Origin of the sequence: Nocardia sp. NPDC056564 (genome assembly GCF_042793755.1) — a bacterium.
Classification (GTDB): Bacteria; Actinomycetota; Actinomycetes; order Mycobacteriales; family Mycobacteriaceae; genus Nocardia.
The window spans coordinates 25,491-47,339 of sequence record NZ_JBHTUR010000021.1 but is presented as its reverse complement, the minus strand read 5'-3'; the positions used below and the strand labels follow the sequence as shown (position 1 = coordinate 47,339).

Genomic DNA, 21,849 nt, shown 5'->3' with positions numbered 1-21,849 from the left:
GTTTTTCGGGCCCGGGTCAGGGCGGGGTCACCTCGACTAACATGCTGGCATGAGTTCGGAACTGCACGTCGATGTCTCCGCGGGCATCGCCGTGCTCACGCTCAATCGGCCCGCCCAGCAGAATGCCTTCACCCCGACGCTGGCCGCCGAATTGAGCGCCGCGTTGCAGCGCTGCGACGACGAGGACAACATCCGGGTCGTGGTGATCACCGGCACGCCGCCCGCGTTCTGCGCGGGCGCGGATCTGTCCAGCCGGGTCGGCGAGGTCAGCGCCACCATCGAGCCGGCCCCGTGGCGGGTGCGCAAGCCGGTGATCGCCGCGGTGAACGGGCACGCGGTCGGCATCGGGCTGGCCCTGGCGTTGCAGTGCGACCTGCGGTACATGGCGCGGGACGCGGTCTACGGACTCAACCAGGTCCGGCGCGGCGTGGTGGCCGACGGCTACGCGCACTGGACGCTGCCCCGGCTGGTCGGCATGGCCAACGCCGCGGACATCATGCTGACCGGGCGCACCTTCGACGGCGACGAGGCCAAGGCGATGGGCCTGGCCAACGGGAGCATGCCCGGCGGCGAGGTGCTGCCGATGGCGCTGGCGATCGCGCACGACATCGCCAACGGGTCGGCGCCGCTGCCGGTGGCCATGTCCAAGCGGCTGCTGTGGGAGGGTCTCGGCATGAGCCCGGCCATGGTCGGGCGGCTGGAGACCGACCTGAACGCGCACGTCAGCAAGAGCATCGACGGCGGTGAGGCGATGGTGGCGTTCAAGGAACGCAGGCAACCGAACTGGACCGGCAGCGTCAGCGAGGAATGGCCTGCCTGGGACGACAAGGAAGACCAGGAACGGCCCAGCCTCGGTTAAGCGTTGCCGCCCAACAGGATCAGCAGATAGAGCACCGCGAAGATGATCATGAAGATGGTGCCGATGATGCCGAGGATGTATCCGACCATCACCTGAACGCGGCCGCCGTAGGCGCCGTGGGACTCCTCGATCTGATCCAGCGCGCGCTTGCCCATCGCCCACGCCACCGGCCCGAGCACACCGCAGCACAGCACACTCGCCACCCCGAGCCACAGCACCGCCGTCGCGTTCGGATGCTCGATCGGATTGCCGATGGGCTGGTTCGGTATGACCACGACGCGAATTCTACGGTGCGCGCCCGCCCCGCCGCGTCTATTGCAATGTGCCGGGGGGCGTTTCGCGGCGCGGCGGGGTGTTCAGTAGCGGCGCTGGCGAGCGATTTCGGCGAGCACGACGCCCGCGGCGACCGAGGCGTTGAGCGATTCGACCGGGCCGGCCATCGGGATGCTCAGGATCGAGTCGCAGTTCTCCCGCACCAGGCGGGACAGGCCCTTGCCCTCCGAACCGACCACGATGACGGTCGGTTCGCGGCCGTCGAAATCGTCGAGCGTGGTGTCGCCACCCGCGTCCAGGCCGACCACCTGGATGCCCTGCGCCGCCCAATCCTTCAGCGTGCGAGTCAGATTCGTCGCGCGGGCGACCGGCAGCCTGGCCGCGGCGCCTGCGCTGGTGCGCCAGGCGACCGCGCTGACGCTGGCGCTGCGCCGCTGCGGGATCAGCACGCCCTGGCCGCCGAACGCGGCGACCGAGCGGATCACGGCACCGAGATTGCGCGGATCGGTGATGTTGTCCAGTGCCACCAGCAGCGCGGGCTCTGCCGTGTTGCGTACCTCGTTGAGCAGGTCGTCCGGGTGCGCGTAGCGGTACGGCGGCACCTGCAGGGCGACGCCCTGGTGCATGCCGTTGGCGCTCAACCGGTCCAGATCGCCGCGCGGCACCTCGAGGATGGAGATGCCCGCGTCGGCGGCCATCTTCACGCTCTCGGTGAGCCGCTCGTCGTTCTCCGCGCCGAGCGCGACGTAGAGCGCCGTGGCGGGCACGCCCGCGCGCAGGCATTCGACCACCGGGTTGCGGCCGAGCACCATTTCCGGGCTGTCGTCGTCCTTGCGTCCGGCGGCCCGGCCCGAGCTGCCCCGAGGCCCGCCGCCGCCCTTGGCCGCGGCCTTCGCCGCGGCGGCCGCGCGCTTGGCCGCGGGATGCTTGGTGCGTGCCTCGGCGGGCGGGGTCGCGCCGCGCCCCTCGAGCCCGCGCCTGCGCTTACCGCCGGAGCCGACGACCGCGCCCTTCTTGGTCCCGCCCTTGCGGATCGCACCACGACGCTGCGAATTGCCTGCCATTACTTGGCCTTTCCAGGTTGTAGCGCGTCCGGCGCCGTGAGCGGCGCAGCGCCAAGGGCCCATTCGGGACCGTTTTGCGTGTCGGTGACCTCGATTCCGGCTGCCTGCAATCGATCGCGGGCGGCATCGGCGCTCGCCCAATCCTTGTCTGCTCGCGCCTGCTGACGGCGGTCGAGCTCGGCGCGCACCAGCACGTCGAGCGCGCCAAGTGCCGCCGATGAGTCGCGTGGGGTGAACCAGTGCGGATCCAGCGGGTCGACCCCAAGAATACCGAGCATGGCGCGGACCTGTCCGGCCAGGTCCCGCGCGCTGTCGATCGCGCCGGATTCCAGCGCCTTGTTGCCCTCGTGCACGGTGCGGTGGATCTCGGCCAGGGCCTTCGGCACGGCGAGGTCGTCATCGATGGCCGCGGCGAACGCGTCGGTCCACTTGCCGACCGGGATGTCGCCCGCGCGATCGGCGGTGCGGTGGATGAACGCCTCGATGCGCTGATAGGACTGGGCCGCGTCGTTGAGCGCCTTGTCCGAGTACTCCAGCATCGAGCGGTAGTGCGCGCTGCCGAGATAGAACCGCAGTTCCACGGCGCGCACGTGGGTGAGCACGTTCGGCACGGAGAGCACGTTGCCCAGCGACTTGGACATCTTCTCCCCGCCCATGGTCACCCAGCCGTTGTGCAGCCAGTACTGGGCGAAGCCGTCGCCGGCCGCCTTCGACTGGGCGATCTCGTTCTCGTGGTGCGGGAACACCAGATCCATACCGCCGCAATGGATGTCGAACTCGGGGCCGAGGTAGAACTCGGCCATCGCGGAGCATTCCAGGTGCCAGCCCGGCCGGCCGGGACCCCAGGGCGACGGCCAGGTGGGCTCGCCGGGCTTGGCCGCCTTCCACAGGGTGAAGTCGCGCGGGTCGCGCTTGCCCTCGCCGGCGCTCTCGCCCTGGTGCACGTCGTCGAGGCGGTGGCCGGACAGGCTGCCGTAGTCGGGGTAGCTCACCACGTCGAAGTAGACGTTGCCCGCGGAGGCGTAGGCATGCCCGCGCTCGATCAGCCGCTGCATCATGTCGACCATCTGGGTGATGTGGCCGGTGGCGCGGGGCTCGACGGACGGCGGCAGCACGCCGAGGGTCTCGTAGGCGTTGTCGAAGGCGCGCTCGTAGGTGGCGGCCCACTCCCACCACGGCCGGCCCGCCTCGGCGGCCTTGGTGAGGATCTTGTCCTCGATGTCGGTGACGTTGCGGATGAACCACACGTCGTAGTCGTGCGCGAGCAGCCAGCGGCGCAGCACGTCGAAGGCGACGCCGCTGCGCACGTGGCCGATGTGCGGCGCGCCCTGCACGGTGGCCCCACACAGGTACACCGAGGCACGGCCGGGGACCAGGGGCGCGAAGTCCCGCATGGTCCGCGTGTCGGTGTCAAAGAGGCGCAGCGTCACGGCGTTCGATCCTAGCTGGTAGATAGACCTGTACCCGGACCGGCTCGGGTCCGTCGGAGCGGGGTCAGCGACAGGATTGCAGCAGAGCGGTTGCCATGGCGGCAATGCCCTCGCCGCGACCGGTCAGCCCGAGGCCGTCGGTGGTGGTACCGGAGACCGAGACCGGGGCGCCGAGCAGCTCGCCGAGCAGTTGCTGGGCCTCGGCGCGGCGCGGGCCGATCTTCGGCCGATTGCCGATCACCTGGACCGCCGCGTTGACGATCTCGAAGCCGGCCGCGTCGAGCAGCCTGCGCACTTCCTTCAGCATGGCGGCGCCGGAGACGCCCGCCCATTCCGGGCGGCCGGTGCCGAAGACCGCGCCGACGTCGCCGAGTCCGGCGGCCGAGAGGAGTGCGTCGCAGAGCGCGTGGGCGGCGACGTCGCCGTCCGAGTGACCGGCGCAGCCGTCGTCGCCGTCGAACAGCAGACCGGCCATCCAGCAGGGACGGCCGGGTTCGATGGGGTGCACGTCGCTGCCGATGCCGACCCGCATGTCCGCCACCGCGCCGCGCTCGGTCACTGGGCCACCGCCCGGCGCAGGTCCGCGCCGTCGAGCACCGCGTGGGCGAGCAACAGGTCGAGCGGAGTGGTGATCTTGAACGCCAAGGGGTCGCCGGGGATGGTGCGCACCTGGGTGCCGAGCAGTTCGACGAGTCCGGCGTCGTCGGTGGCGTGTACGCCCTCGGCGAGGTACGCCGAGCGCAGCAGTCCGGCGGCGAAGCCCTGCGGGGTCTGGATGGCGCGGAGCTGGGCGCGGTCCGGGGTGCCCGTGACGGCGCCGGCCGCGTCGACGGACTTGATCGTGTCCGCGACCGGAAGCGCGGGGACCACGGCGAGATGTCCGGCGCGCAGCTCGGCGACGACCCGGGCGATGAGCTCGGGCGGGGTGAGGGCGCGCGCGGCATCGTGGACGAGGTAGTAGGCGGCCTCGGGTGCGGCGGCGAGGCCTGCCCGCACCGAGTCGATGCGTTCGGCGCCGCCGACGACCACGTGTACCGAATTCGAGGGCGGCAGCAGGGCAACGGCGCTCTCGACGAATTCGGCGGGAACCATAACGATGATCCGGTCGACCGCGCCGGAGGCGATCAAACCTTCGACGGCGAGCCGGACCATAGGGCTGCCGCCGACCGGGACGAACGCCTTGGGCGTGGCTTCACCCAGGCGTACGCCGCGACCGGCGGCAGGCACCAGAGCAACGACGGTTCCGTCGGCGAGACGAGCACCGTTGTCGAGATTGTTCACGGTCAGGAAGCCGCGGCGAGGACCTCGTCCAGCAGGGTCTCGGCCTTGCCGTCGTCGGTCCCCTCGGCGAGCGCGAGCTCACCGACGAGGATCTGCCGGGCCTTGGCGAGCATCCGCTTCTCACCGGCGGACAGGCCGCGGTCCTGCTCACGACGCCACAGATCGCGGACGACCTCGGCCACCTTGTTCACATCGCCGGAGGCGAGCTTCTCCAGGTTGGCCTTGTAGCGGCGGGACCAGTTGGTCGGCTCCTCCGTGTGCGGCGCGCGCAGCACCTGGAAGACTCGATCGAGACCTTCCTGGCCGACGACATCACGTACGCCGACGTATTCAGCATTCTCAGCGGGAACCCGAACAGTCAGATCGCCTTGGGCGACCTTCAGGACCAGATACTCTTTTTGCTCACCCTTGATGGTGCGAGTCTCGATAGCTTCGATCAGCGCCGCTCCGTGGTGGGGGTAAACGACGGTGTCTCCGACCTTAAAAATCATGTGTCCCGTGCCCCTTTCGATGTTCACAGTTTAACATGCGACTCGGTAACGGCGCGATCAACTGTGCAGGTCAGGGCCACAACGAGGTAGCGGCGGGGCTTGACAGAACGGGGTCGGTGTGCATTACGTTGTGCCAGAACGGGTTACCTCCCCGCACTGCCCCCGTCCCGGCCCCCCGACCCGAGCGGGCAGTGCGTTCGCGATCCGCCGATGCTCGACCGATCTGTTACCAACCGACCCGCGCGTCGCGAGCCCCGGCTCCCGGTCCGTAGCGGGAACTACTACGCTGCCTAGTTACTACTCTCCCCTACGGAGATGAGCCCGGTCGACATGGAGGGACAACCCGTGACTGCCCTGAAAGCTGTGACCGCCCTGAAGAAGGCGCGACGTCGCATGGTGCCGGTTGCCGCACTCGCCGCCGGCGCGGCCATCGCGCTGACCGGCTGTAGCTCGGGCCAGATCTCGCAGACCGCGGACCAGGTGGCCGCGATCAACGGCAACCACGCCGACATCGGCAAGATCGCGCTGCGCAACGTGCACATCGTCTTCCCCGCCCAGGGCACCGAGTACAACAACACCAAGGGCGGCAAGGCGATCATCGCGCTGTCCATCGTCAACAACAGCCCGTCCGTGCCCGACGAGCTGACCAGTCTGACCACCGATCTCGGCACCGTGAAGATCACCCCGGCGGCCGGCAAGTCGACGGTCGAACTGGCCCCCCAGCAAACCGTGGTCGCGGCCGCCAAGCCGATCAAGGCCGCGACGCCGGCCGCCGACACGCACGGCGCCGCGCCGACCAGTTCGGCGGCGCCGACCTCGGCCAAGCCGGACGCGCACGGCGCCGGCCACGCCGACGTCGCCGAGGCCACCGCCGATCCGGAGGCGCACCCGATCCTGATCGAGATCACCGGCCTGACCAAGGACATCACCCCCGGCCTGACCTACAACGTGGCGTTCAACTTCAAGCAGAACGGCACCGTGCAGGTCCAGGTGCCGGTCGACGCGGGCGCCGCCACCGCTCGGCAGGAGTCGGACAAGTCCGGCGCGACCGAGGCAGAGCACAAGGGCGGACACTGAGCGTCTAGCCCCCTTACGGAGACGGCTGCCACATCTTTTCGATGTGGCAGCCGTCGTTTTTCTGCCACCGCGCCGTCAGTGGGCCTGGACGGGCGGGTTTTGTCGGACGCGGTACGTAAGGTGCGCGTGTGGCCAAGACCAAGTCGATCTTCCGGTGCTCCGCCTGCACGCACGAGGTCGCCAAGTGGGTGGGTAAGTGCCCGGACTGCGGCGCGTGGGGCACGGTCGACGAGGTAGCCGTCGCGGCGACGGGTGCGGGCGCACCGGCCCGGCGCGCGATGCTGCCGAGCACCGCCGCCGCCCCCATCTCCACCATCGACTCGCAGATCACCAGGGCCAAGCCGACCGGGGTCAGCGAGCTCGACCGGGTGCTCGGCGGCGGCGTGGTCCCCGGTTCGGTGGTGCTGCTCTCCGGCGAGCCCGGCGTCGGTAAGTCGACCCTGCTGCTCGAGGTCGCGCACCGCTGGGCCAGGCAGAACGACGCGAAGGCGCTCTACGTCACCGCGGAGGAGTCGGCCGGCCAGGTACGGCTGCGCGCCGACCGCACCGGCGCGGTGCACGAACGGGTCTATCTCGCCGCGGAATCCGATCTCTCGGTCCTGCTCGGCCACGTGGAGCAGGTGCAGCCGACGCTACTGGTGGTCGACTCGGTGCAGACCATGCTGGCGCCCGAGGTGGACGGCGTGATCGGCGGCGTCACCCAGGTGCGCGCGGTGACCTCCGCGCTGACCTCGCTGGCCAAGGCGAGCGGGATCGCGGTGCTGCTGGTCGGGCACGTGACCAAGGACGGCAATGTCGCAGGCCCGCGCACCCTGGAGCATCTCGTCGACGTGGTGCTGCAATTCGAGGGCGACAAGAACTCGACGCTGCGCATGGTGCGCGGCCTGAAGAACCGCTTCGGCAGCGCGGACGAGGTCGGCTGCTTCGAACTGCACGAGGACGGCATCGCCTGCGTCGACGACCCGTCCGGGCTGTTCCTGCATCACCGCACCGATTCGGTGTCGGGCACCGCGGTCACCGTCGCGATGGACGGCAAGCGGCCGCTGGTGGCCGAGGTGCAGGGGCTGACGGTGGAGACCGAGATCCCGAATCCGCGGCGCGCGGTCAGCGGGCTCGACTACAACCGGGTCGCGATGGTGCTGGCCGTACTACAGAGCCGCGGCAAGGTGTTCCTCGGCAAGTCCGACGTCTACGCGGCGACAGTCGGCGGCATGCGGCTGCTGGAGCCGGCGGCCGACCTGGCCATCACGCTCGCCATCGCCAGCGCCAATTCCGAGGTGGCGATTCCGGCGGGCTGGGTGATCCTCGGCGAGGTCGGCCTGGCCGGCGAGGTGCGCAAGGTGACCGGGCTGGAACGCAGGCTGGCCGAGGCCGAGCGGCTCGGCTTCACCACCGCGCTGGTGCCGCCCGGCTACACCCCGCTCAAGCGCGGAGGCATGAAGATCCACGAGGTGGCCGACGTGCGCTCGGCCATCCGCATCACCGGCACGCGCAAGCGGCGCGCGCCGAAGGAGGACAAGGAAGTGGCCCCCGATTTCTGACCGGCCGCGCCGGAGCCGGGACGGCTCAGGCGGGCGTCAGGTTGAACGGCTCCGGCGAGCTGTGCAGCGAACCGAATTGCGCGATCACCTGATACGCCCCGGCCGGCACCGGCACCCGCTCGCCGACGCAGCCCTGCTGCGAGGTGGTGCCGGACCAGCGCACCGTGAACAGCGCCTGCTCACCCGGCTTCAGGTTCCGCTGGTTCGACTCGTCGACCGGCGAGCAGTCCGAGCTCGTCCAGAACCGGCGCTGACCGTCCAGCGACAGCACCGAGGCCTGGATCTGGGCCAGGTTCATGTCCCGCTGGCACACGGAGCTGGAGATGTTGGTGATGACGAACCGGAAGTTCGGCTGCTCACCGACCCGGTAGGTCGGCTGGTCCACGCTGATCTTGATCGCCAGCGACTGATCCGCGCACTGTCCCGGTCCCGCCGCGGGCTCGTTCGAGGCGGTGGAGGCGACGCTCGGCGTGGCCGCGGCGCTGGATTCGGCCGGACCCGCCGCCTTGGTCGTCGAGGTGTCTGCGGGCTTGCTCGTCGTCGTGGACGACGCACCCGCCGCTACGGGCTTCGAGTCATCGGACGAGTCACCACCGCGCGCGACCGTCAGCACGAGCCAGATGACCAGCGCCAGCGCTACGACCAGGGCGCCGATCGCCAATGCGCGTCGACGCCAATAGATCTCCGGTGGCAGCGGTCCATTCGGTTCCAGCACGCCTCAACGGTAAGGGCACGACCGGACGCAACGACTCATACGCCCGGCGTGTCGGTCCGGATTACGCGATCGTGGCGATCCAATTCCGGCCCGCACGCTGGGCTGACTCCGCTACCAACGGCTCAGGCGACCTCGCCGATGTTGCCGACGACACGCTGCAACTGCACTTTGCCCTCGGCGAGTTTGTATGTGACACAAGCGATCGCGCATTCGCCGGCCGCGACGCGCTGGGAGATGATCATCGAGCGTTGCATGAGCAGCCTGCTCGTCTCCACCACGTGCCTGGCCTCCATCTCGTCGACGGTGGACAGGCCCTCCCGGCGGCCGATCAGAATGGACGGCGTGACCCGCTCGACCACGCTGCGAATGAAGCCGCCCGGCACCTCGCCGCCGTCCAGCGCGTCGATGGTGGCCTTCACCGCGCCGCAGCTGTCGTGCCCGAGCACCACGATCAGCGGAACGTTCAGCACCTCCACCCCGTACTCGATCGACCCGAGCACCGAGCTGTCCACGACGTGGCCCGCGGTGCGCACCACGAACATGTCGCCGAGACCCTGGTCGAAGATCAACTCCGCGGCCACCCTGGAGTCACCGCAGCCGAAGAGGATCGCGGACGGGTGCTGGCCGCTGACGAGCTTGGCTCGGTCGGAGGCGCCCTGGCTAGGATGCTGCAGCGCACCGGAGACGAAGCGGTCGTTGCCTTCGCGCAAAGACTTCCAGGCAGAGACCGGATTTGAATCAGGCATACCGACCATTGTGCACAAGGCTGGGGTTACCAGCGAGTTCGTTTGGTTACAGGTCGGCAAATACCGGCTGGCGACACTAGGGCAGGAATCGTGAGGAAAGCACCGAACAACATCGATGCCGACGTGTTGCTCGACTGGTACGCGGAGACCGCGCGCGACCTGCCGTGGCGCCGCCGCGAGGTCACCGCGTGGCAGATCCTGATGAGCGAGATCATGTTGCAGCAGACCCCGGTGGTCCGGGTCGAGCCGATCTGGCGGGAGTGGGTAGCGCGCTGGCCGGTGCCCTCGGCGATGGCGGCCTCCTCGCAGGCCGAGGTGTTGCGCGCCTGGGGCAAACTCGGTTATCCGCGCCGGGCGCTGCGGTTGCACGAATGCGCGCGGGTGCTGGCCACCGAACACGGCGACGAGGTGCCCGCCGACGTGGACGTGCTGCTCGGCCTGCCGGGAATCGGGGCGTACACGGCACGGGCGGTCGCGTGTTTCGCCTACGGACAACGAGTTCCGGTGGTGGACACCAATGTTCGGCGGGTGGTCGCCAGGGCCGTACACGGGCGGGCAGAGGCCGGGAATCCGTCGTCGCGGGATCTGCCGGAGACCGAGGCCCTGCTGCCGCAGCAGATCGATCGCGCGGCGGTGTTCTCGGCCGCGCTGATGGAACTGGGCGCGACGGTGTGCACGGCGCGCACTCCGGACTGTTCGCGGTGTCCGCTGCCGAGCTGCGCCTGGGTCGCCGCGGGACGTCCGGTCTCCGAAATCGTCCGTCGCACACAGAAGTACGAGGGCACCGACCGGCAGGCACGGGGCAGGCTGCTCGACGTGCTCCGTGGTGCGACCGGCCCGGTCGAGCAGGTACGCCTCGACCTCGCCTGGCCCCGCGATCCGGGCCAGCGCGCCCGCGCCCTCGACTCGCTGCTGGTGGACGGGTTGATCGAGCAGACCGTGGACGGCCTGTTCGCCCTCGCCGGCGAGGGCGGCAACGCACCCTGACACGCGGCCGAATGTCCTAGTGCCGCCCGCTGTTCGGTGAACGCGGATCGGCGAGGACGCGCCGCAGGAACCGCTCGACCTCCGCCCGGTACCGCTGCGGCTGATCGTCGTGCACGAGATGGGCCGCGCCGGGAACGAGGACGTGCTCGGCATCGGGATGCGTCTCGGCCATCTGCCGCATCTGCCCGGGCGGGGTGATCGTGTGCTCGCCCTCGAGCAGCAACGCGGGCACCCGGATGGCGTGCCACTGCGGCCAGAAGTCGCGACTGCCCCACTCCTCGGAGATGTCCCGGAACGTCGCGACCGATCCGTGCAGCCGGTAGCCGTCCGGTCCGTGCTCGAACGAATTCAGGAAGTACCGCCCGGCGACCGGCCCGAAGAACCTCAGCACCGCGTTCGCGTCCGGGAACGGCTGCGGCCACGCCTCGATCATCGCCGCCCAGTCCGTCGCCGTCCGGCCGGTGAAGTCCGGGGCGATGTCCTCGATCACCAGCGCCCGCACCCGGCCCGGGTGCGTCGCGGCGAACACCCAGCCGTGCAGCGCGCCCATCGAGTGCCCGATCACCACCATCGGTTCGGTGATGCCCGCGGTCGCGGCGGCCAGATCGGCGACGAACGCCTCGGTGGTCAGCTCGTCCGGCGCGGGCCTGCCGTGCCCGGCCGCGTCGAAGGTGTAGACGTGGCCGTAGTCGCGCAGCCAGTCCAGCTGGTCGTGCCAGGTCCTGGCGCTGCCCATCAGTCCGTGCAACAGCAGGATCGGCTCGCCCGCTCCGCCTTCGTCATGCAACACCCCGCCGATTCTGCCGTTCCGGGGCGACCGGTGCGCACGACCCCCGATACGGCCCATACCTGGCACTCGCCCGCGGGTCGTATTGTCGAGCCCATGGCTGTTGTGAAGATCAACGCGATCGAGGTTCCCGAGGGCGCGGGCCCCGAACTGGAGAAGCGGTTCGCCCACCGGGCGCACGCGGTGGAGGGTTCGCCGGGTTTCCTCGGTTTCCAGTTGCTCCGGCCGGTCGCCGGAGACAACCGGTACTTCGTTGTCACCCAGTGGGATTCGGAAGAGTCGTTCGCCGCGTGGCGGGACGGCCCGGCCCGCGAGGCGCACGCGGGCGAGCGGCAGAAGCCGGTGTCCACCGGTGCGTCGCTGCTGGAATTCGAGGTCGTGCTGGACGTGGCGGCCAAGCCCGCGGGCTGACCTGACCACCCGCGCCGGGCGGGCCGGCCCGTCCGGCGACTCGCCCGACGCCGGGGCGCGACCGTGCTGGTCGTGTTGACGGCGGGTGCCTCCAGGTGTCACAGTTCGAATGACAAAACGCGAGGGTGATGCGGTAATTCGGTGAAATTCCGGAGCGGTCGCGCCACTGTGTTCCATGCACCGGGTCCCTGGGTGCCGGAAAGCCAGACACCGGCACCTTCGCAACCCATTCGACGGGACGCGCATCCCTAGGAGGACCGCATGGCTATCGTGCATTCGCCGAGCCGGGCAAACGAAACTCTGGCCACTGTGCTCGTCACAGTGGGTGTCGTTCTTCTCGCACTGCTCACGCTGTACCTGGTCGGCTTCGATCAGGGCGTCATCTCGCGCAGCGGGATGTACATGCACGAGTTGATGCACGATGGACGCCACCTGCTGGGGCTTCCGTGCCACTGAGTGCCGCACTCCCCTTGACCGGTTCGCTGAAGACTTTGCTCCTGCGCGGTCTGCTCGCCGGTCTCATCGCGGGTCTGCTGGCCGCGTCGGTCGGCTTCTTCGTCGGTGAACCGAAGATCAACGCCGCGATCGCCATCGAGGAAGCCAATTCCGCGGCGGCCGAGCACGCCCCCGGCGCGGAAGCGGAGGCGAGCGGCGGACATTCGCACGGCGACGAGGAAGAACCGCTGGTGAGCCGCACCGGGCAGAAGGCGGGACAGTTCCTCGCGCTCGGCCTGGCCGGTCTCGCGCTCGGCGCGATCTTCGCCGCGGTCGCGAACGTCGCCCGGCGCTACAGCACGCTGTCCGGGCCGAAGCTCGCGCTGGCGCTCGGGCTGGGCGGCTGGGCCGCGATCGTGGCGGTGCCGTTCTTCAAGTACCCGGCGAACCCGCCCGCGGTGGGCGATCCGGAGACGATCAATCAGCGCACCCTGCTCTGGGTGGCGGCGGTGCTGCTCGGCCTGGCGGCCGTCGGCATCGGCGTGTACGTCTACAAGGCGCTGCGCGGTCAGCTGAGCACCGTGCGGTTGATCGGCGGCGTGGCCGCGTTCGTTCTGGTCACCATCGTCGGTTACGTACTGCTGCCCGGCATCAACGAGGTCAAGGCGGACTTCCCGGCGACGCTGCTGTGGCAGTTCCGGGTGGCCTCGCTCGGCGAGACCGCCACGCTGTGGGCCTGCCTTGCCCTCGGCTTCGCCGCGCTCAGCGAATTCGCCGCGCGCGCTGATACTCCGGTACGAGAGTCGATCGCTACCGCGGGCTGATCCGCGTCCACGAGACGAAGGGCAGTGTCGGTGTCATGACCGGCACTGCCCTTTCTCTTTGGCCCGCACCGCTGCGTGCGGGCGCACCGGCGCAACCACCGCGCGCCGTCCTCGTCGCGTTCGTCGGCTTGGTGGTCGCGCTGCTGGCCGGCGTCGCCGAGGCCATCGAACAGGCCGCGCTGCTGCTGGAGCGCGACGAGGTCGACGTGGCCGGGCTGGCCACCGGACTCGCTGTGCGACTGGGGATCTACCTGGTCGTGCTCGTCGTCGCGATCCGGATGACGCACGGCGCCCGCTGGGCCCGGCTCCTGCTGACCTTCGGCATCGGCGTGATCGGCCTGCTGTCGCTGATCATCGAACCGCTGGCGGCGCTGCTGTCCGCGGACCGGTTCGGCGACCTGTTCGCGCACCTCACCGTCGAGTCCGTGGTGATCGGCCTGTTCCGCACGATCCACGTGGTCGCGGTGCTGGTCGCCATCCCGGCGATGTATCACCCCGCGGCACGCCGATTCTTCCGCCGGGCCTGAGCATTTCGCACCATCACATGGCTCCCCGCACACCCGAGAGTGTGCGGGGAACCAAGCGACTACGCGAGGGCCGCGTCCAGCACGATGTGGTCGACGCCGGCCAGCGCCTTGCTGACCGGGCACCCGGCCTTGGCGGCCTCGGCCGCGGCGGCGAACGCGTCGGCGTCGATGCCGGAGACCTTGCCGCGCACGGTCAGCTTGATGCCGCTGATCCGGAAGCCGCCGGCCGGGTCAGGGCCGAGGGTCACGTCGGCGCTCACGTCGAGGCTCTCCGGGGTGCCGCCCGCATTGCCGATCTGCGCCGAAAGCGCCATCGCGTAGCAGGACGAGTGCGCCGCCGCGATGAGCTCCTCCGGGCTGGTGGTGCCGTCGGCGTCGTCGGCCGAACGCTTCGGGAACGACACGTCGTACTTGCCGACGCCGGAGCTGGCCAGCTCGACCTGTCCCGACCCCTCCTGCAGAGTGCCGGTCCAAGCAGTACGCGCGGTACGTGTAGGCATCACGGTCCTTTCGCTGAGTAGTGGATGCAGCCCGAGCTTAGCCAGCCTGCCTCCGCACGTCTCGGGGTCAGACTAGAGCGCCGGATTAGCAACCTCGGCGGCATGGCGGACCGGCGGGCACGCACGAAATGTCTTGTCGCGTCGTGTCACTCGGGATTGGTGACCCTGGCCAGCACGATGCCCCCGATGATCAGCGACAGCGCGAACACCCGGCCCGCGCTGAGCGGATCCTTGTTGAACACGATGCCGAGGCCGATGGCGCCGACCGCGCCGATGCCGGTGAAGATCGCGTACGCGGTGCCGACCGGCAGCGTCTGCATCGCCCTGGACAGCAGGTACACCGCGGTGACGCCGAGCACGAAGCAGAGCACGGTCGGCCACAGGCGGGTGAAGTTCTCCGTCGGTTTGATGCTCTGCGACCAGACGATCTCGACCAGCCCGGCGATGCCGAGGACGACCCAGTTCATCTCAGTACTCCTTCGCGAGACCGCGGGCGGTTTCGAGGGCGAGCGCGTACGACTCGTCGTGCTTGTCACGCAGGTGCGCCAGGGCGGGATCCTGCCGGGCATTGGCCAGTTCGGCATTGAGGAAAACCGTGTCGTGGACGGCGAAGTGGCCCGCGAAGAAGTCGCGCAGGAAGCGCTCCTGATAGTCGAACGCGGCCTTCGGCGCACCGGGCGAGTACGCGCCGCCGCGGGCGGTCGCGACGACGAACCGGCGGTGGCCCAGCGACATTCGCGGGAACGTCACCTGATCCAGCCAGGCCTTGAGCGCCGCCGGAATCGAGTAGTTGTACATCGGGGTGCCGATCAGGATGACGTCCGCGGCCAGCACCTCGGCCAGCAGCGGCTCGACGACCGCCCACGCCGCCGCCTGCTCCGCGGTGCGCACCAGCTCGCCCAGCCGGTCCAGGTCTGTGGTCGCCTGCGCGAGCACCGCGTCGCACAGTTCGGTCCACGCCTCGTCGATGAACGGGACCGGGTCGGCCGCCAGATCGCGGTAACGGTACGTGCCGTCCGGGTTCTCCGCGCGCCACGCCTCGGCGAAGACGGCGCTCACCTCGCGGCTGATCGAACGGGTACGGGCGCTCGCGTCCAGGTGCAGCAACGTTGTCATGACGAACCTCTCGAATGAAATGGACAGTGCGTCCACTTACTGACGGGACCGACTGTATCGACAAATGGACACAATGTCCACTTATACTCGAACTCGGGTACAGTCAGCGGCATGACCAGGCACACGGATCTGCTCGGCGGGCAACCGGCCGCCCCGCCGGAACGTGCGGACGCGGCGCGCAACCGGGCCAAGGTGCTGGCCGCGGCCGCCGAGCTGTTCGCAGGCCGCGACCCGCGCACCGTGACGATGGACGACATCGCCAAGGCGGCCGGTGTCGGCCGCGGCACGCTGTATCGCCGCTACCCGGACACGAATTCGATCGCCGTCGCCCTGCTCGACGAACACGAGCGGGCACTGCAGGCGCGGCTGATCGGTGGCGAACCGCCGCTCGGCCCCGGCGCGCCGCCCGCGCAACGGCTGGCCGCGTTCTACGCCGCGATGGTCGAATTGCTGGACGCGCACGCCGATTTGGTGCTCGGCGCGGAGATCGGCGGTGCCCGGTTCGCGACGGGGTCGTACGGGTTCTGGTTCGCCCATGTGCGAGCACTGTTGCTGGCGGGCGGCATTCGGGAACCGGACGCACTGGTCGATCCGTTGCTCGCGCCGTTGGGCGCCGAGGTCTATCAGCAGCAGCGCGGCCGCGGGCTGAGCTCGGCCCAGATCGCCGATGCCCTGCGCGACCTCGCCCACGCCGTCCTCGCCGTGCCGCGCTGAAGGCCGTCGGCGGTTGTCCGCCAACGGCTTTCGGCCTCGATCGCTCACCCCAGATCGCGCCTGCGCAGCAGCCACATGGTCCCCGCCGCGAAGAGCGCGATATAGCCCCCGAGCAGGATCAGTGCCTCGGTCCTGGACAGGATGTCGAGCACGCCGGGCGTCCCCGCCCCGACCGTGCGCATCGCCCCCGCCATCGAACCGGCGGCGGTACCGGGCAGGTGATCGGTGAGCACCGCGATCGGCGCGAAGATGGACGCCACTCCGCGCAGCAGGTTCTCCACCACCAGTACCCACACCAGCCCGAGCCCGACGGCCAGCGCCGGGCCGCGCGCGATGGCGCCGATCAACCCGCCCGCCAGCGTCCACATGCCGAGAATCATTATCCCCGTGAGGATTCCGAGCGCGGACTGCCGAATCGAGGGCAGCGCCAGCGTTTGCGACTGGGTCGCGCCGATCAGCGACGCCACGCCGATGTCCACGACGAACGCGGTGAGCACCAGCCCGGCCACCACGACCACCAGGCTCACCAGCACCCCGCCGACCGCACTGATCCGCGACGGCCCCTGGGTGAACACGGTTTTCCAAGTGCCCCAGCCGTATCCGCTGCCCGTGGTGAGCGCGCCCAGCACCAGCATCAGCGCCCCGCCGAACATCGCCATGCCCTGGGTGAACACCTCCGGCACCGCCGCGGGCAGCAGCTGGTGCAGCAGTGCGTCTTTCGGCAGGCCGTTCGACATCCGGCCGGACTCGCCCGAGGTGTAGGCGAGATAGTTGAACAGATAGGAGAAGGTGAGGTTCAGCAGAATCCAGGTGCCGAGGATGATCCAGAACGCAGGCCACTTGCGCAGCCGCAGCGCCTCCGCCTTCGTGCTCGCCAGCAGGTCGTTTCCGGTCATTTCGTCACTTCCAGTTGAGTCATCTCGAAAAACACTTCCTCCAGGGACTTTTCGTCGATCCGCAGCTCGAGCAGATCGGCGCCGGCCGCGACCACCGCCCGCGCCACCGCGGGCGCGGTGCCGTTGCCCGCCTCGATCCGGATGCCGCCCGCGGTCAGCATCGCCGCGCGCTCGCCGACCACCTCGCGCACCGCGGGGAACGCGATTTCCAGCGGTTCGGCCCGTAGCAAAAGCGATGCGGCGCCGCGCAATTCGGCCACCGTCGACTCGGCGAGCAGCTTGCCCCGGGAGATCACGCCCACCCGATCGCAGATCTCCTGCACCTCGCTGAGCATGTGACTCGACAGCAGTACGGTGTGCCCGTCGGCGGCCAGAGCGGTGATCAGTTCCCGCATTTCGGCCATGCCCTGCGGGTCGAGGCCGTTGGTCGGCTCGTCCAGGATGAGCAGGTCCGGCCGGCCGAGCAGGGCGGCGCCGACGCCGAGTCGCTGCTTCATGCCGAGCGAGTAGGTGCGGAACCTGTCCTCGCCCCGACCGGCCAGGCCGACCCGGTCCAGCGCCGCCTCGACCTCGGCGTTGCCGATGCCGCGGTACTTCGCGAGTACCCGCAGGTTGTCGCGGCCGGACAGGTACGGATAGAAGCCGGGCCCCTCGATGAGCACGCCGATCCGGCGGACCACCGCGGGATCGCCCGGCGCGTGCCCGGCCACCGTCGCGGTGCCGTCGCTGGGCCGGATCAGCCCGGCCAGCATGCGCAGCGTGGTCGTCTTGCCCGCGCCGTTCGGGCCGAGGAACCCGTAGATCTCGCCGGCCGCGACGCGCATGCTCACGGCGTCGACGGCGGCGTGCGCGCCGTAGCGTTTGGTCAACCCTCGGGTGACCACGATCGAATCTGTCATGCTCCGAGAATCCGCCCCGGACCACGTCACACACATCCGCCGCGCGGCGACGTTCGGTGTACGTACCGCGGACGACGACCGACATCCGCGCGGTCGTTACGGTCGAAACAGGCGCGGCACGACAGCGGTCGTGGCGGCGTCGAAGACGCTACTGTCTGTGGACACAACAACTGATTTCGCATGTACATGGGTAACTCGCCGGGCACGAGCTAACTCGCGCACAAATAGCCGCCGGCCGCCGACGTCACTGACTCGGCACTTGTGTCCGGCCCGAATACGCGGAGAGGCGGATGAGCATTTCGAGTCGAGGCTCGCTCGGATGGGACTGGGGTGTGGCGCTGGTGGTCGCCGCGCTGCAGATCGTCGGCGGCACATTCGCGAATCAGAGGATGGGCGACAATTCGCTCGATATCCTCGGCTACCTGCTACTACTCGCCGGTCCGGTGGCGTTGGTCTGGCGGCGCGCCCGGCCGGTGCCGGTGCTGCTCGTCGCGCTCACCGCGTGCGTGGCCTATCTGGCGCTCGGTTACGGGTACGGTCCGATCTTCTTCTCCCTGGTGATCGCCTTCCTGACCGCCGCCAGCTCCGGATCCCGCTGGTGGACTTACCCACTCGTGCCGATCGGCTACCTCGTGCTGGTCTGGCCGGTGCCCGCGCTGTTCGGCCGCGGCGCCAACGTGTGGCAGATCTTCGCGCTGATGGCCTGGCTCACCGTGCTGCTGTGCGTGGTGGAGGGCATCCGGCAGCGCAAGGCCGTGCTGCAGGCCCGCAGGCAGCGCGCCGAGGCCGCGCGCCGGGACGAGGAGGCCCAGCGGGAACGCCGGGCCAGCGAGGAACGCCTGGCCATCGCGCGCGAGCTGCACGACGTACTGGCACACAGCCTTTCGCTGATCAACGTGCAATCCTCGGTGGCGCTGGAACTGTTCGACAAGAAGCCCGAGCAGGCCGCCGGCGCGCTGGACGCGATCAAGACCGCGAGCCGCGACGCGCTCGCCGAGGTGCACACGCTGCTGCACTCGATTCGCACCGGCGGCAACGTCGCGGGCGAATCCGACAGTGCCGACGATGAATTCGCCGATGCCGAGCAGACCGCGCCGAGCCGGCGTCGCCCGCGCGGCTGGAGTGGACGCAACCCCACTGGCGCCGAACGCGTTTCGGACGACGAATCGAACCGGGCCGGCGGCGAACCCGCGGAAAAGCGACCGGCGGCGCCGCGCAATCCCGCACCGAGCATCGGCGATCTGGACACCCTGCTCCAGCGCGCCCGCGCGGCCGGACTGCCGGTGCACACCAAGATCATCGGCGAACCGCAGCAGCTGCCGAGCGTGATCGACGTGGCGGCCGCGCGGATCATCCAGGAGTCGCTGACCAATGTGGTGCGGCACGCGCCGGGCGCGGAGGCCACGGTGAGCGTGCGCTACGCGGCGCAATCGGTGGACATCACCGTCGACAACGCCCGCCCGACCGCGCCGGTGCCGAGGACCGGCACCGGCGGCGGCAACGGAATCATCGGCATGCGCGAACGCACCCATGCCCTCGGCGGCGCGCTCACCGCGGGACCACGCCCGAGCGGCGGTTTCCGGGTCGCGGCGCGGCTGCCGCTGCGGCCGATGGAGCCGAGCGAACGCGGGCCCGCGCCCAGTCGCGCCGAAGACACCGCCCGGCCCGACAATGTCCGGCAGATCCGGCCCGACGACAAGGCGCAGCAATCCAGCGCGCCGGGGGCGCAGTAGGAGGCGCCGTGACGAACATTCGGGTCCTGGTGGCCGACGATCAGGCGCTGGTGCGCGGCGGCTTCGTGGCGCTGCTGGAGGCCCAGGACGGCATCGAGGTGGTCGGCGAGGCGGACAACGGAGAACAGGCCGTGCGCATGACCCGCAGCCTCACCCCGGACGTGGTGCTGATGGACATCCGGATGCCGATCCTCGACGGGCTCGCCGCGACCAGGATGATCGCCGAGGACGCCGCGCTGGCCGAGGTGAAGGTGGTCGTGCTGACCACCTTCGAGCTCGACGAGTACGTCTTCGAGGCGATGCGCTCCGGCGCCACGGGCTTCCTGGTCAAGCACACCGAACCGGCCGACCTGGTGCGCGCCGTGCGGGTGGTCGCGGCCGGTGACGCGCTGCTCTCCCCCGGCGTCACCCGCCGCCTCATCGCCGAATTCTCCGCACATGCCAAGACACCGCCGCCCGCAACGCTTTCCGAGCTGACCGACCGCGAGCGCGAGGTGCTGATGCTGGTCGCCGAGGGGCTCACCAATGCCGAGATCGGCGAGCGGCTGTTCATGAGCCCGGCCACCGCCCGCACGCACGTCAGCCGGATCCTGATGAAGCTCGGCGCCCGCGACCGGACCCAATTGGTGGTCATGGCATACGAATCCGGCGTGGTGCGCCCGGGCTGGCAGTAGCTACGCGCTGCCCGGATTCGCCTGTTCGCGCTCCGCGTCGGTGAATCCGCGGCCCGGCGCGGCCGGTCCGGACTTCTGGATTCGGGCCGAGCTGGCCGAGGCCGCCCGGAAGACTCCCGAAACACCCTGCGGCGCAGCGGCATAGGTGATCGAGTTGCCGGGGTCGAAGCCCATCCTGGTGCCGATCGCGACCGCGTCCATGTTCGCGCCGAGGAACAGGAAATTCCAGCTGTAGACGTCCTGCTGCTGGGTGATCAGCGATTTCACCGCGATGTGCGACCACTCGCTGCTGGAATTCTCGTGGCCGTCGGTGAGCACCACGACGATGACCGTGCCGGGACGTTCGGCTTCCGGTCGTTTCGCGAGTTCCGCGCCGACGTCGGTGACCAGCCGGCCCACCGCGTCGTAGAGCGCGGTCATACCGCGCGGTTGCAGGTCCAGCGGCGGCACCTGGGCCAGCGGGCGGTTGGCATAGACACACTCGTATTCGGTGTCGAACCTGGCCAGCGTCACCTCGATGGTCTTCGGCACCTTGCGCTGTTCCTCGATGAAGGCGTTGAACCCGCCTTCGGTGTCGGACTTGATCGACTGCATGGATCCGGAACGGTCGAGCAGTACGGCTATCAAGGTCAGATCTGGATTTGTCATGAGCACCCCCGGTCGGTTCGATGAACCCCATCCAAAGTACCCCGGCATACGCGCCGCGACGTACGCCGAGCAGCGCCGCACGACCGATGCCGCGGGGCGGCGCGCGGCGCAGGCTTTCGGCATGAACATTTCCACGCAACCCGAGGCCGTCGCGTTCCTCGCCGACCATTACGACGGCGGCTGGCATCCCTGGCCGTTCTTCTGGATCGTCCCGCTGCTGTTCTGGCTCACCTTCCTCAGCCTGGCGTTCCTCGCGCGGCGCCGGTTCATCGGACGCGACAGCGGCGTCGGCGCGCTGCGCACCGCCTTCGCCCGCGGCGAGATCACCGAGGACCAGTACCGCAGCCGCCTCGCCGTGCTGCGCGAACCGAGGCGGCCGGCCAAATGAGCATGCGATTCGGCATTGTCGTCACACCGCGTTCCGGCGCCGAATGGGCCGGTGCGGCAAGGGATGCCGAGCGGCGAGGTTATCGGACGATCCTGTTGCCGGACACGCTGAACACCCCGTCACCGTTCCCCGCGCTGGCCGCGGCGGGCGCCGTGACCAGCGCGGTGCGGTTGCGGCCCAATGTGCTGGCCGCGCCGCTGCGCACCGCCGCCGCGACCATCCGGGAAACCGCTGCGCTGCAACTGCTCTCGGACGGACGGTTCGAGCTCGGCATCGGCTCCGGTCGCCCGGATGCCGGTGCGGAGGCCGAACGGCTCGGCCTGCCCTGGGGTTCGGCGGCCGAACGTCGCGCACAACTGGCCGACACGATCGCGGCGGTGCGCGCGGCCGTCGACCCGGCTCCCCCGGTCGTCGTGGCCGCGAGTGGCCCGCGAATGCTCGCCGCCGCAGCGGGATTCGCCGACCGCATCCTGCTCGCCGCCGGCCCTGGGGTCACCGAGGCGGAGCTGGCCGACATGGTCCGCGTCGTCCGGGACCACACCGACCGGGAGATACCGTTCAGCCATCAATTGATCGGCATCGGCGACCGCCTGCCCTACTGGACCAGCACCCGCCTCGGCCTCACCATCGATGCCCTGCGCGCGGCAGGCGCGGCAGGCGTGCTCGACGCCGACCCGTCCGCCGCCGCGGAAACTCTCGAAACCCGCAGGGAGAAATACGGAATCGACGAGCTGATCATCCCCGGCGAACTGTCGGACGCCTTCGCCCCAGTACTGGCCCGCTTCCCACCAACCGACAACCACTGACCCGCGCTAACCCCACCGGTTGCAGCG

28 protein-coding genes and 1 riboswitch are annotated in these 21,849 nt (G+C 69.8%); of the genes, 13 read left to right on the top strand and 15 right to left on the bottom strand.

Annotated features, from left to right (window positions below; translation table 11 throughout):
- Positions 1–49 precede the first annotated feature (49 nt).
- On the top strand, positions 50–859 hold the full coding sequence (locus tag ACFQ9K_RS36475) for an enoyl-CoA hydratase/isomerase family protein (RefSeq protein ID WP_378718604.1): 810 nt from the start codon (positions 50–52) through the stop codon (positions 857–859).
- Here the strand turns inward: ACFQ9K_RS36475 and ACFQ9K_RS36470 are convergent.
- The 6 genes from ACFQ9K_RS36470 to carD form a co-directional block, all read right to left on the bottom strand.
- Positions 856–1,134 (bottom strand): DUF4190 domain-containing protein, encoded by a 279-nt coding sequence (locus tag ACFQ9K_RS36470; RefSeq protein ID WP_378718602.1) that lies wholly within the window; start codon positions 1,132–1,134, stop codon positions 856–858. The two genes, ACFQ9K_RS36475 and ACFQ9K_RS36470, sit on opposite strands and share 4 nt — an antisense overlap.
- Positions 1,135–1,215: 81 nt before the next feature.
- Positions 1,216–2,196 (bottom strand): 23S rRNA (guanosine(2251)-2'-O)-methyltransferase RlmB, encoded by a 981-nt coding sequence (gene rlmB, locus ACFQ9K_RS36465; RefSeq protein ID WP_378718601.1) that lies wholly within the window; start codon positions 2,194–2,196, stop codon positions 1,216–1,218.
- Positions 2,196–3,626 (bottom strand): cysteine--tRNA ligase, encoded by a 1,431-nt coding sequence (cysS, locus tag ACFQ9K_RS36460; protein WP_378718600.1) that lies wholly within the window; start codon positions 3,624–3,626, stop codon positions 2,196–2,198. Before cysS ends, rlmB begins: the two co-directional genes overlap by 1 nt.
- A gap of 64 nt (positions 3,627–3,690) precedes the next feature.
- Complete coding sequence (gene ispF, locus ACFQ9K_RS36455; protein WP_378718670.1) at positions 3,691–4,158, bottom strand: 2-C-methyl-D-erythritol 2,4-cyclodiphosphate synthase; 468 nt, start codon at positions 4,156–4,158, stop codon at positions 3,691–3,693.
- Between the two features lie 23 nt (positions 4,159–4,181).
- Positions 4,182–4,907 carry a 2-C-methyl-D-erythritol 4-phosphate cytidylyltransferase gene (gene ispD / locus ACFQ9K_RS36450; protein WP_378718598.1) on the bottom strand — a complete coding sequence of 242 codons (726 nt, stop codon included), beginning with the start codon at positions 4,905–4,907 and terminating at the stop codon, positions 4,182–4,184.
- 2 nt (positions 4,908–4,909) lie between these two features.
- Complete coding sequence (gene carD, locus ACFQ9K_RS36445) at positions 4,910–5,398, bottom strand: RNA polymerase-binding transcription factor CarD (protein ID WP_011206964.1); 489 nt, start codon at positions 5,396–5,398, stop codon at positions 4,910–4,912.
- A 345-nt stretch (positions 5,399–5,743) separates the two neighbouring features.
- On the opposite strand from carD, the gene ACFQ9K_RS36440 reads away from it, so the two are divergent.
- Together ACFQ9K_RS36440 and radA are read left to right on the top strand one after the other, a co-directional pair.
- Positions 5,744–6,475, top strand: a complete 732-nt coding sequence (locus tag ACFQ9K_RS36440) for a hypothetical protein (protein WP_378718596.1) — start codon at positions 5,744–5,746, stop codon at positions 6,473–6,475.
- A gap of 128 nt (positions 6,476–6,603) precedes the next feature.
- The gene (gene radA, locus ACFQ9K_RS36435) at positions 6,604–8,016 is read left to right on the top strand and encodes a DNA repair protein RadA (RefSeq protein WP_378719914.1); all 1,413 of its coding nucleotides are present in this window, start codon (positions 6,604–6,606) and stop codon (positions 8,014–8,016) included.
- A gap of 25 nt (positions 8,017–8,041) precedes the next feature.
- Here radA and ACFQ9K_RS36430 read toward each other — a convergent pair whose 3' ends face one another.
- Both ACFQ9K_RS36430 and ACFQ9K_RS36425 read right to left on the bottom strand, forming a co-directional pair.
- Complete coding sequence (locus ACFQ9K_RS36430) at positions 8,042–8,731, bottom strand: hypothetical protein (RefSeq protein ID WP_378719916.1); 690 nt, start codon at positions 8,729–8,731, stop codon at positions 8,042–8,044.
- A 122-nt stretch (positions 8,732–8,853) separates the two neighbouring features.
- Positions 8,854–9,477, bottom strand: coding sequence for a carbonic anhydrase (locus tag ACFQ9K_RS36425; RefSeq protein WP_378719918.1), 624 nt, complete (start codon positions 9,475–9,477; stop codon positions 8,854–8,856).
- Between the two features lie 90 nt (positions 9,478–9,567).
- Between ACFQ9K_RS36425 and ACFQ9K_RS36420 the strand changes: the two genes are divergently transcribed.
- Complete coding sequence (locus tag ACFQ9K_RS36420; protein WP_378719920.1) at positions 9,568–10,464, top strand: A/G-specific adenine glycosylase; 897 nt, start codon at positions 9,568–9,570, stop codon at positions 10,462–10,464.
- A gap of 16 nt (positions 10,465–10,480) precedes the next feature.
- Here ACFQ9K_RS36420 and ACFQ9K_RS36415 read toward each other — a convergent pair whose 3' ends face one another.
- Entirely contained in the window at positions 10,481–11,254 is a 774-nt protein-coding gene (locus ACFQ9K_RS36415; RefSeq protein ID WP_378719921.1) for an alpha/beta fold hydrolase, read from the bottom strand.
- Positions 11,255–11,347: 93 nt separating this feature from the next.
- On the opposite strand from ACFQ9K_RS36415, the gene mhuD reads away from it, so the two are divergent.
- From mhuD to ACFQ9K_RS36395, 4 genes are all read left to right on the top strand, one after another.
- On the top strand, positions 11,348–11,662 hold the full coding sequence (gene mhuD, locus ACFQ9K_RS36410) for a mycobilin-forming heme oxygenase MhuD (protein ID WP_378719923.1): 315 nt from the start codon (positions 11,348–11,350) through the stop codon (positions 11,660–11,662).
- 78 nt (positions 11,663–11,740) lie between these two features.
- A riboswitch (cobalamin riboswitch) is annotated at positions 11,741–11,896 on the top strand.
- Between the two features lie 27 nt (positions 11,897–11,923).
- Positions 11,924–12,118 (top strand): CbtB-domain containing protein, encoded by a 195-nt coding sequence (locus ACFQ9K_RS36405; protein ID WP_378719926.1) that lies wholly within the window; start codon positions 11,924–11,926, stop codon positions 12,116–12,118.
- The gene (locus ACFQ9K_RS36400) at positions 12,109–12,921 is read left to right on the top strand and encodes a CbtA family protein (protein WP_378719928.1); all 813 of its coding nucleotides are present in this window, start codon (positions 12,109–12,111) and stop codon (positions 12,919–12,921) included. The genes ACFQ9K_RS36405 and ACFQ9K_RS36400 overlap by 10 nt, the downstream gene beginning before the upstream one ends.
- 35 nt (positions 12,922–12,956) lie before the next feature.
- Positions 12,957–13,448: a hypothetical protein gene (locus ACFQ9K_RS36395; protein WP_378719930.1), complete on the top strand. Its 492-nt coding sequence runs from the start codon at positions 12,957–12,959 to the stop codon at positions 13,446–13,448.
- A 59-nt stretch (positions 13,449–13,507) separates the two neighbouring features.
- On the opposite strand, the gene ACFQ9K_RS36390 is transcribed toward ACFQ9K_RS36395, so the two are convergent.
- The 3 genes from ACFQ9K_RS36390 to ACFQ9K_RS36380 all read right to left on the bottom strand — a co-directional run bounded on the left by ACFQ9K_RS36390 (position 13,508) and on the right by ACFQ9K_RS36380 (position 15,064).
- Positions 13,508–13,948, bottom strand: coding sequence for an OsmC family peroxiredoxin (locus tag ACFQ9K_RS36390; protein WP_378719931.1), 441 nt, complete (start codon positions 13,946–13,948; stop codon positions 13,508–13,510).
- Positions 13,949–14,094: 146 nt separating this feature from the next.
- Entirely contained in the window at positions 14,095–14,415 is a 321-nt protein-coding gene (locus tag ACFQ9K_RS36385; RefSeq protein WP_150403715.1) for a multidrug efflux SMR transporter, read from the bottom strand.
- A gap of 1 nt (position 14,416) precedes the next feature.
- Entirely contained in the window at positions 14,417–15,064 is a 648-nt protein-coding gene (locus ACFQ9K_RS36380) for an FMN-dependent NADH-azoreductase (RefSeq protein ID WP_378719935.1), read from the bottom strand.
- A gap of 111 nt (positions 15,065–15,175) precedes the next feature.
- Here ACFQ9K_RS36380 and ACFQ9K_RS36375 point away from each other — a divergent pair, with 111 nt between their 5' ends.
- Positions 15,176–15,778: a TetR/AcrR family transcriptional regulator gene (locus ACFQ9K_RS36375; protein WP_378719937.1), complete on the top strand. Its 603-nt coding sequence runs from the start codon at positions 15,176–15,178 to the stop codon at positions 15,776–15,778.
- A 44-nt stretch (positions 15,779–15,822) separates the two neighbouring features.
- Here ACFQ9K_RS36375 and ACFQ9K_RS36370 read toward each other — a convergent pair whose 3' ends face one another.
- Positions 15,823–16,674 carry an ABC transporter permease gene (locus ACFQ9K_RS36370; RefSeq protein WP_378719938.1) on the bottom strand — a complete coding sequence of 284 codons (852 nt, stop codon included), beginning with the start codon at positions 16,672–16,674 and terminating at the stop codon, positions 15,823–15,825.
- On the bottom strand, positions 16,671–17,573 hold the full coding sequence (locus tag ACFQ9K_RS36365; RefSeq protein WP_378719940.1) for an ABC transporter ATP-binding protein: 903 nt from the start codon (positions 17,571–17,573) through the stop codon (positions 16,671–16,673). Before ACFQ9K_RS36365 ends, ACFQ9K_RS36370 begins: the two co-directional genes overlap by 4 nt.
- A gap of 290 nt (positions 17,574–17,863) precedes the next feature.
- Between ACFQ9K_RS36365 and ACFQ9K_RS36360 the strand changes: the two genes are divergently transcribed.
- Both ACFQ9K_RS36360 and ACFQ9K_RS36355 read left to right on the top strand, forming a co-directional pair.
- On the top strand, positions 17,864–19,306 hold the full coding sequence (locus tag ACFQ9K_RS36360) for a sensor histidine kinase (protein WP_378719942.1): 1,443 nt from the start codon (positions 17,864–17,866) through the stop codon (positions 19,304–19,306).
- Positions 19,307–19,314: 8 nt separating this feature from the next.
- Positions 19,315–19,980, top strand: a complete 666-nt coding sequence (locus ACFQ9K_RS36355; RefSeq protein ID WP_378719943.1) for a response regulator — start codon at positions 19,315–19,317, stop codon at positions 19,978–19,980.
- Here the strand turns inward: ACFQ9K_RS36355 and ACFQ9K_RS36350 are convergent, their stop codons facing one another.
- A complete protein-coding gene (locus tag ACFQ9K_RS36350) occupies positions 19,981–20,628 on the bottom strand; it encodes a VWA domain-containing protein (RefSeq protein WP_378719944.1) in 648 nt (215 codons plus the stop codon).
- On the opposite strand from ACFQ9K_RS36350, the gene ACFQ9K_RS36345 reads away from it, so the two are divergent.
- Together ACFQ9K_RS36345 and ACFQ9K_RS36340 are read left to right on the top strand one after the other, a co-directional pair.
- Entirely contained in the window at positions 20,627–21,016 is a 390-nt protein-coding gene (locus tag ACFQ9K_RS36345; RefSeq protein WP_378719945.1) for a hypothetical protein, read from the top strand. The genes ACFQ9K_RS36350 and ACFQ9K_RS36345 overlap by 2 nt on opposite strands.
- Positions 21,013–21,822 (top strand): LLM class flavin-dependent oxidoreductase, encoded by an 810-nt coding sequence (locus tag ACFQ9K_RS36340; protein ID WP_378719946.1) that lies wholly within the window; start codon positions 21,013–21,015, stop codon positions 21,820–21,822. The genes ACFQ9K_RS36345 and ACFQ9K_RS36340 overlap by 4 nt, the downstream gene beginning before the upstream one ends.
- Positions 21,823–21,849 lie beyond the last annotated feature (27 nt).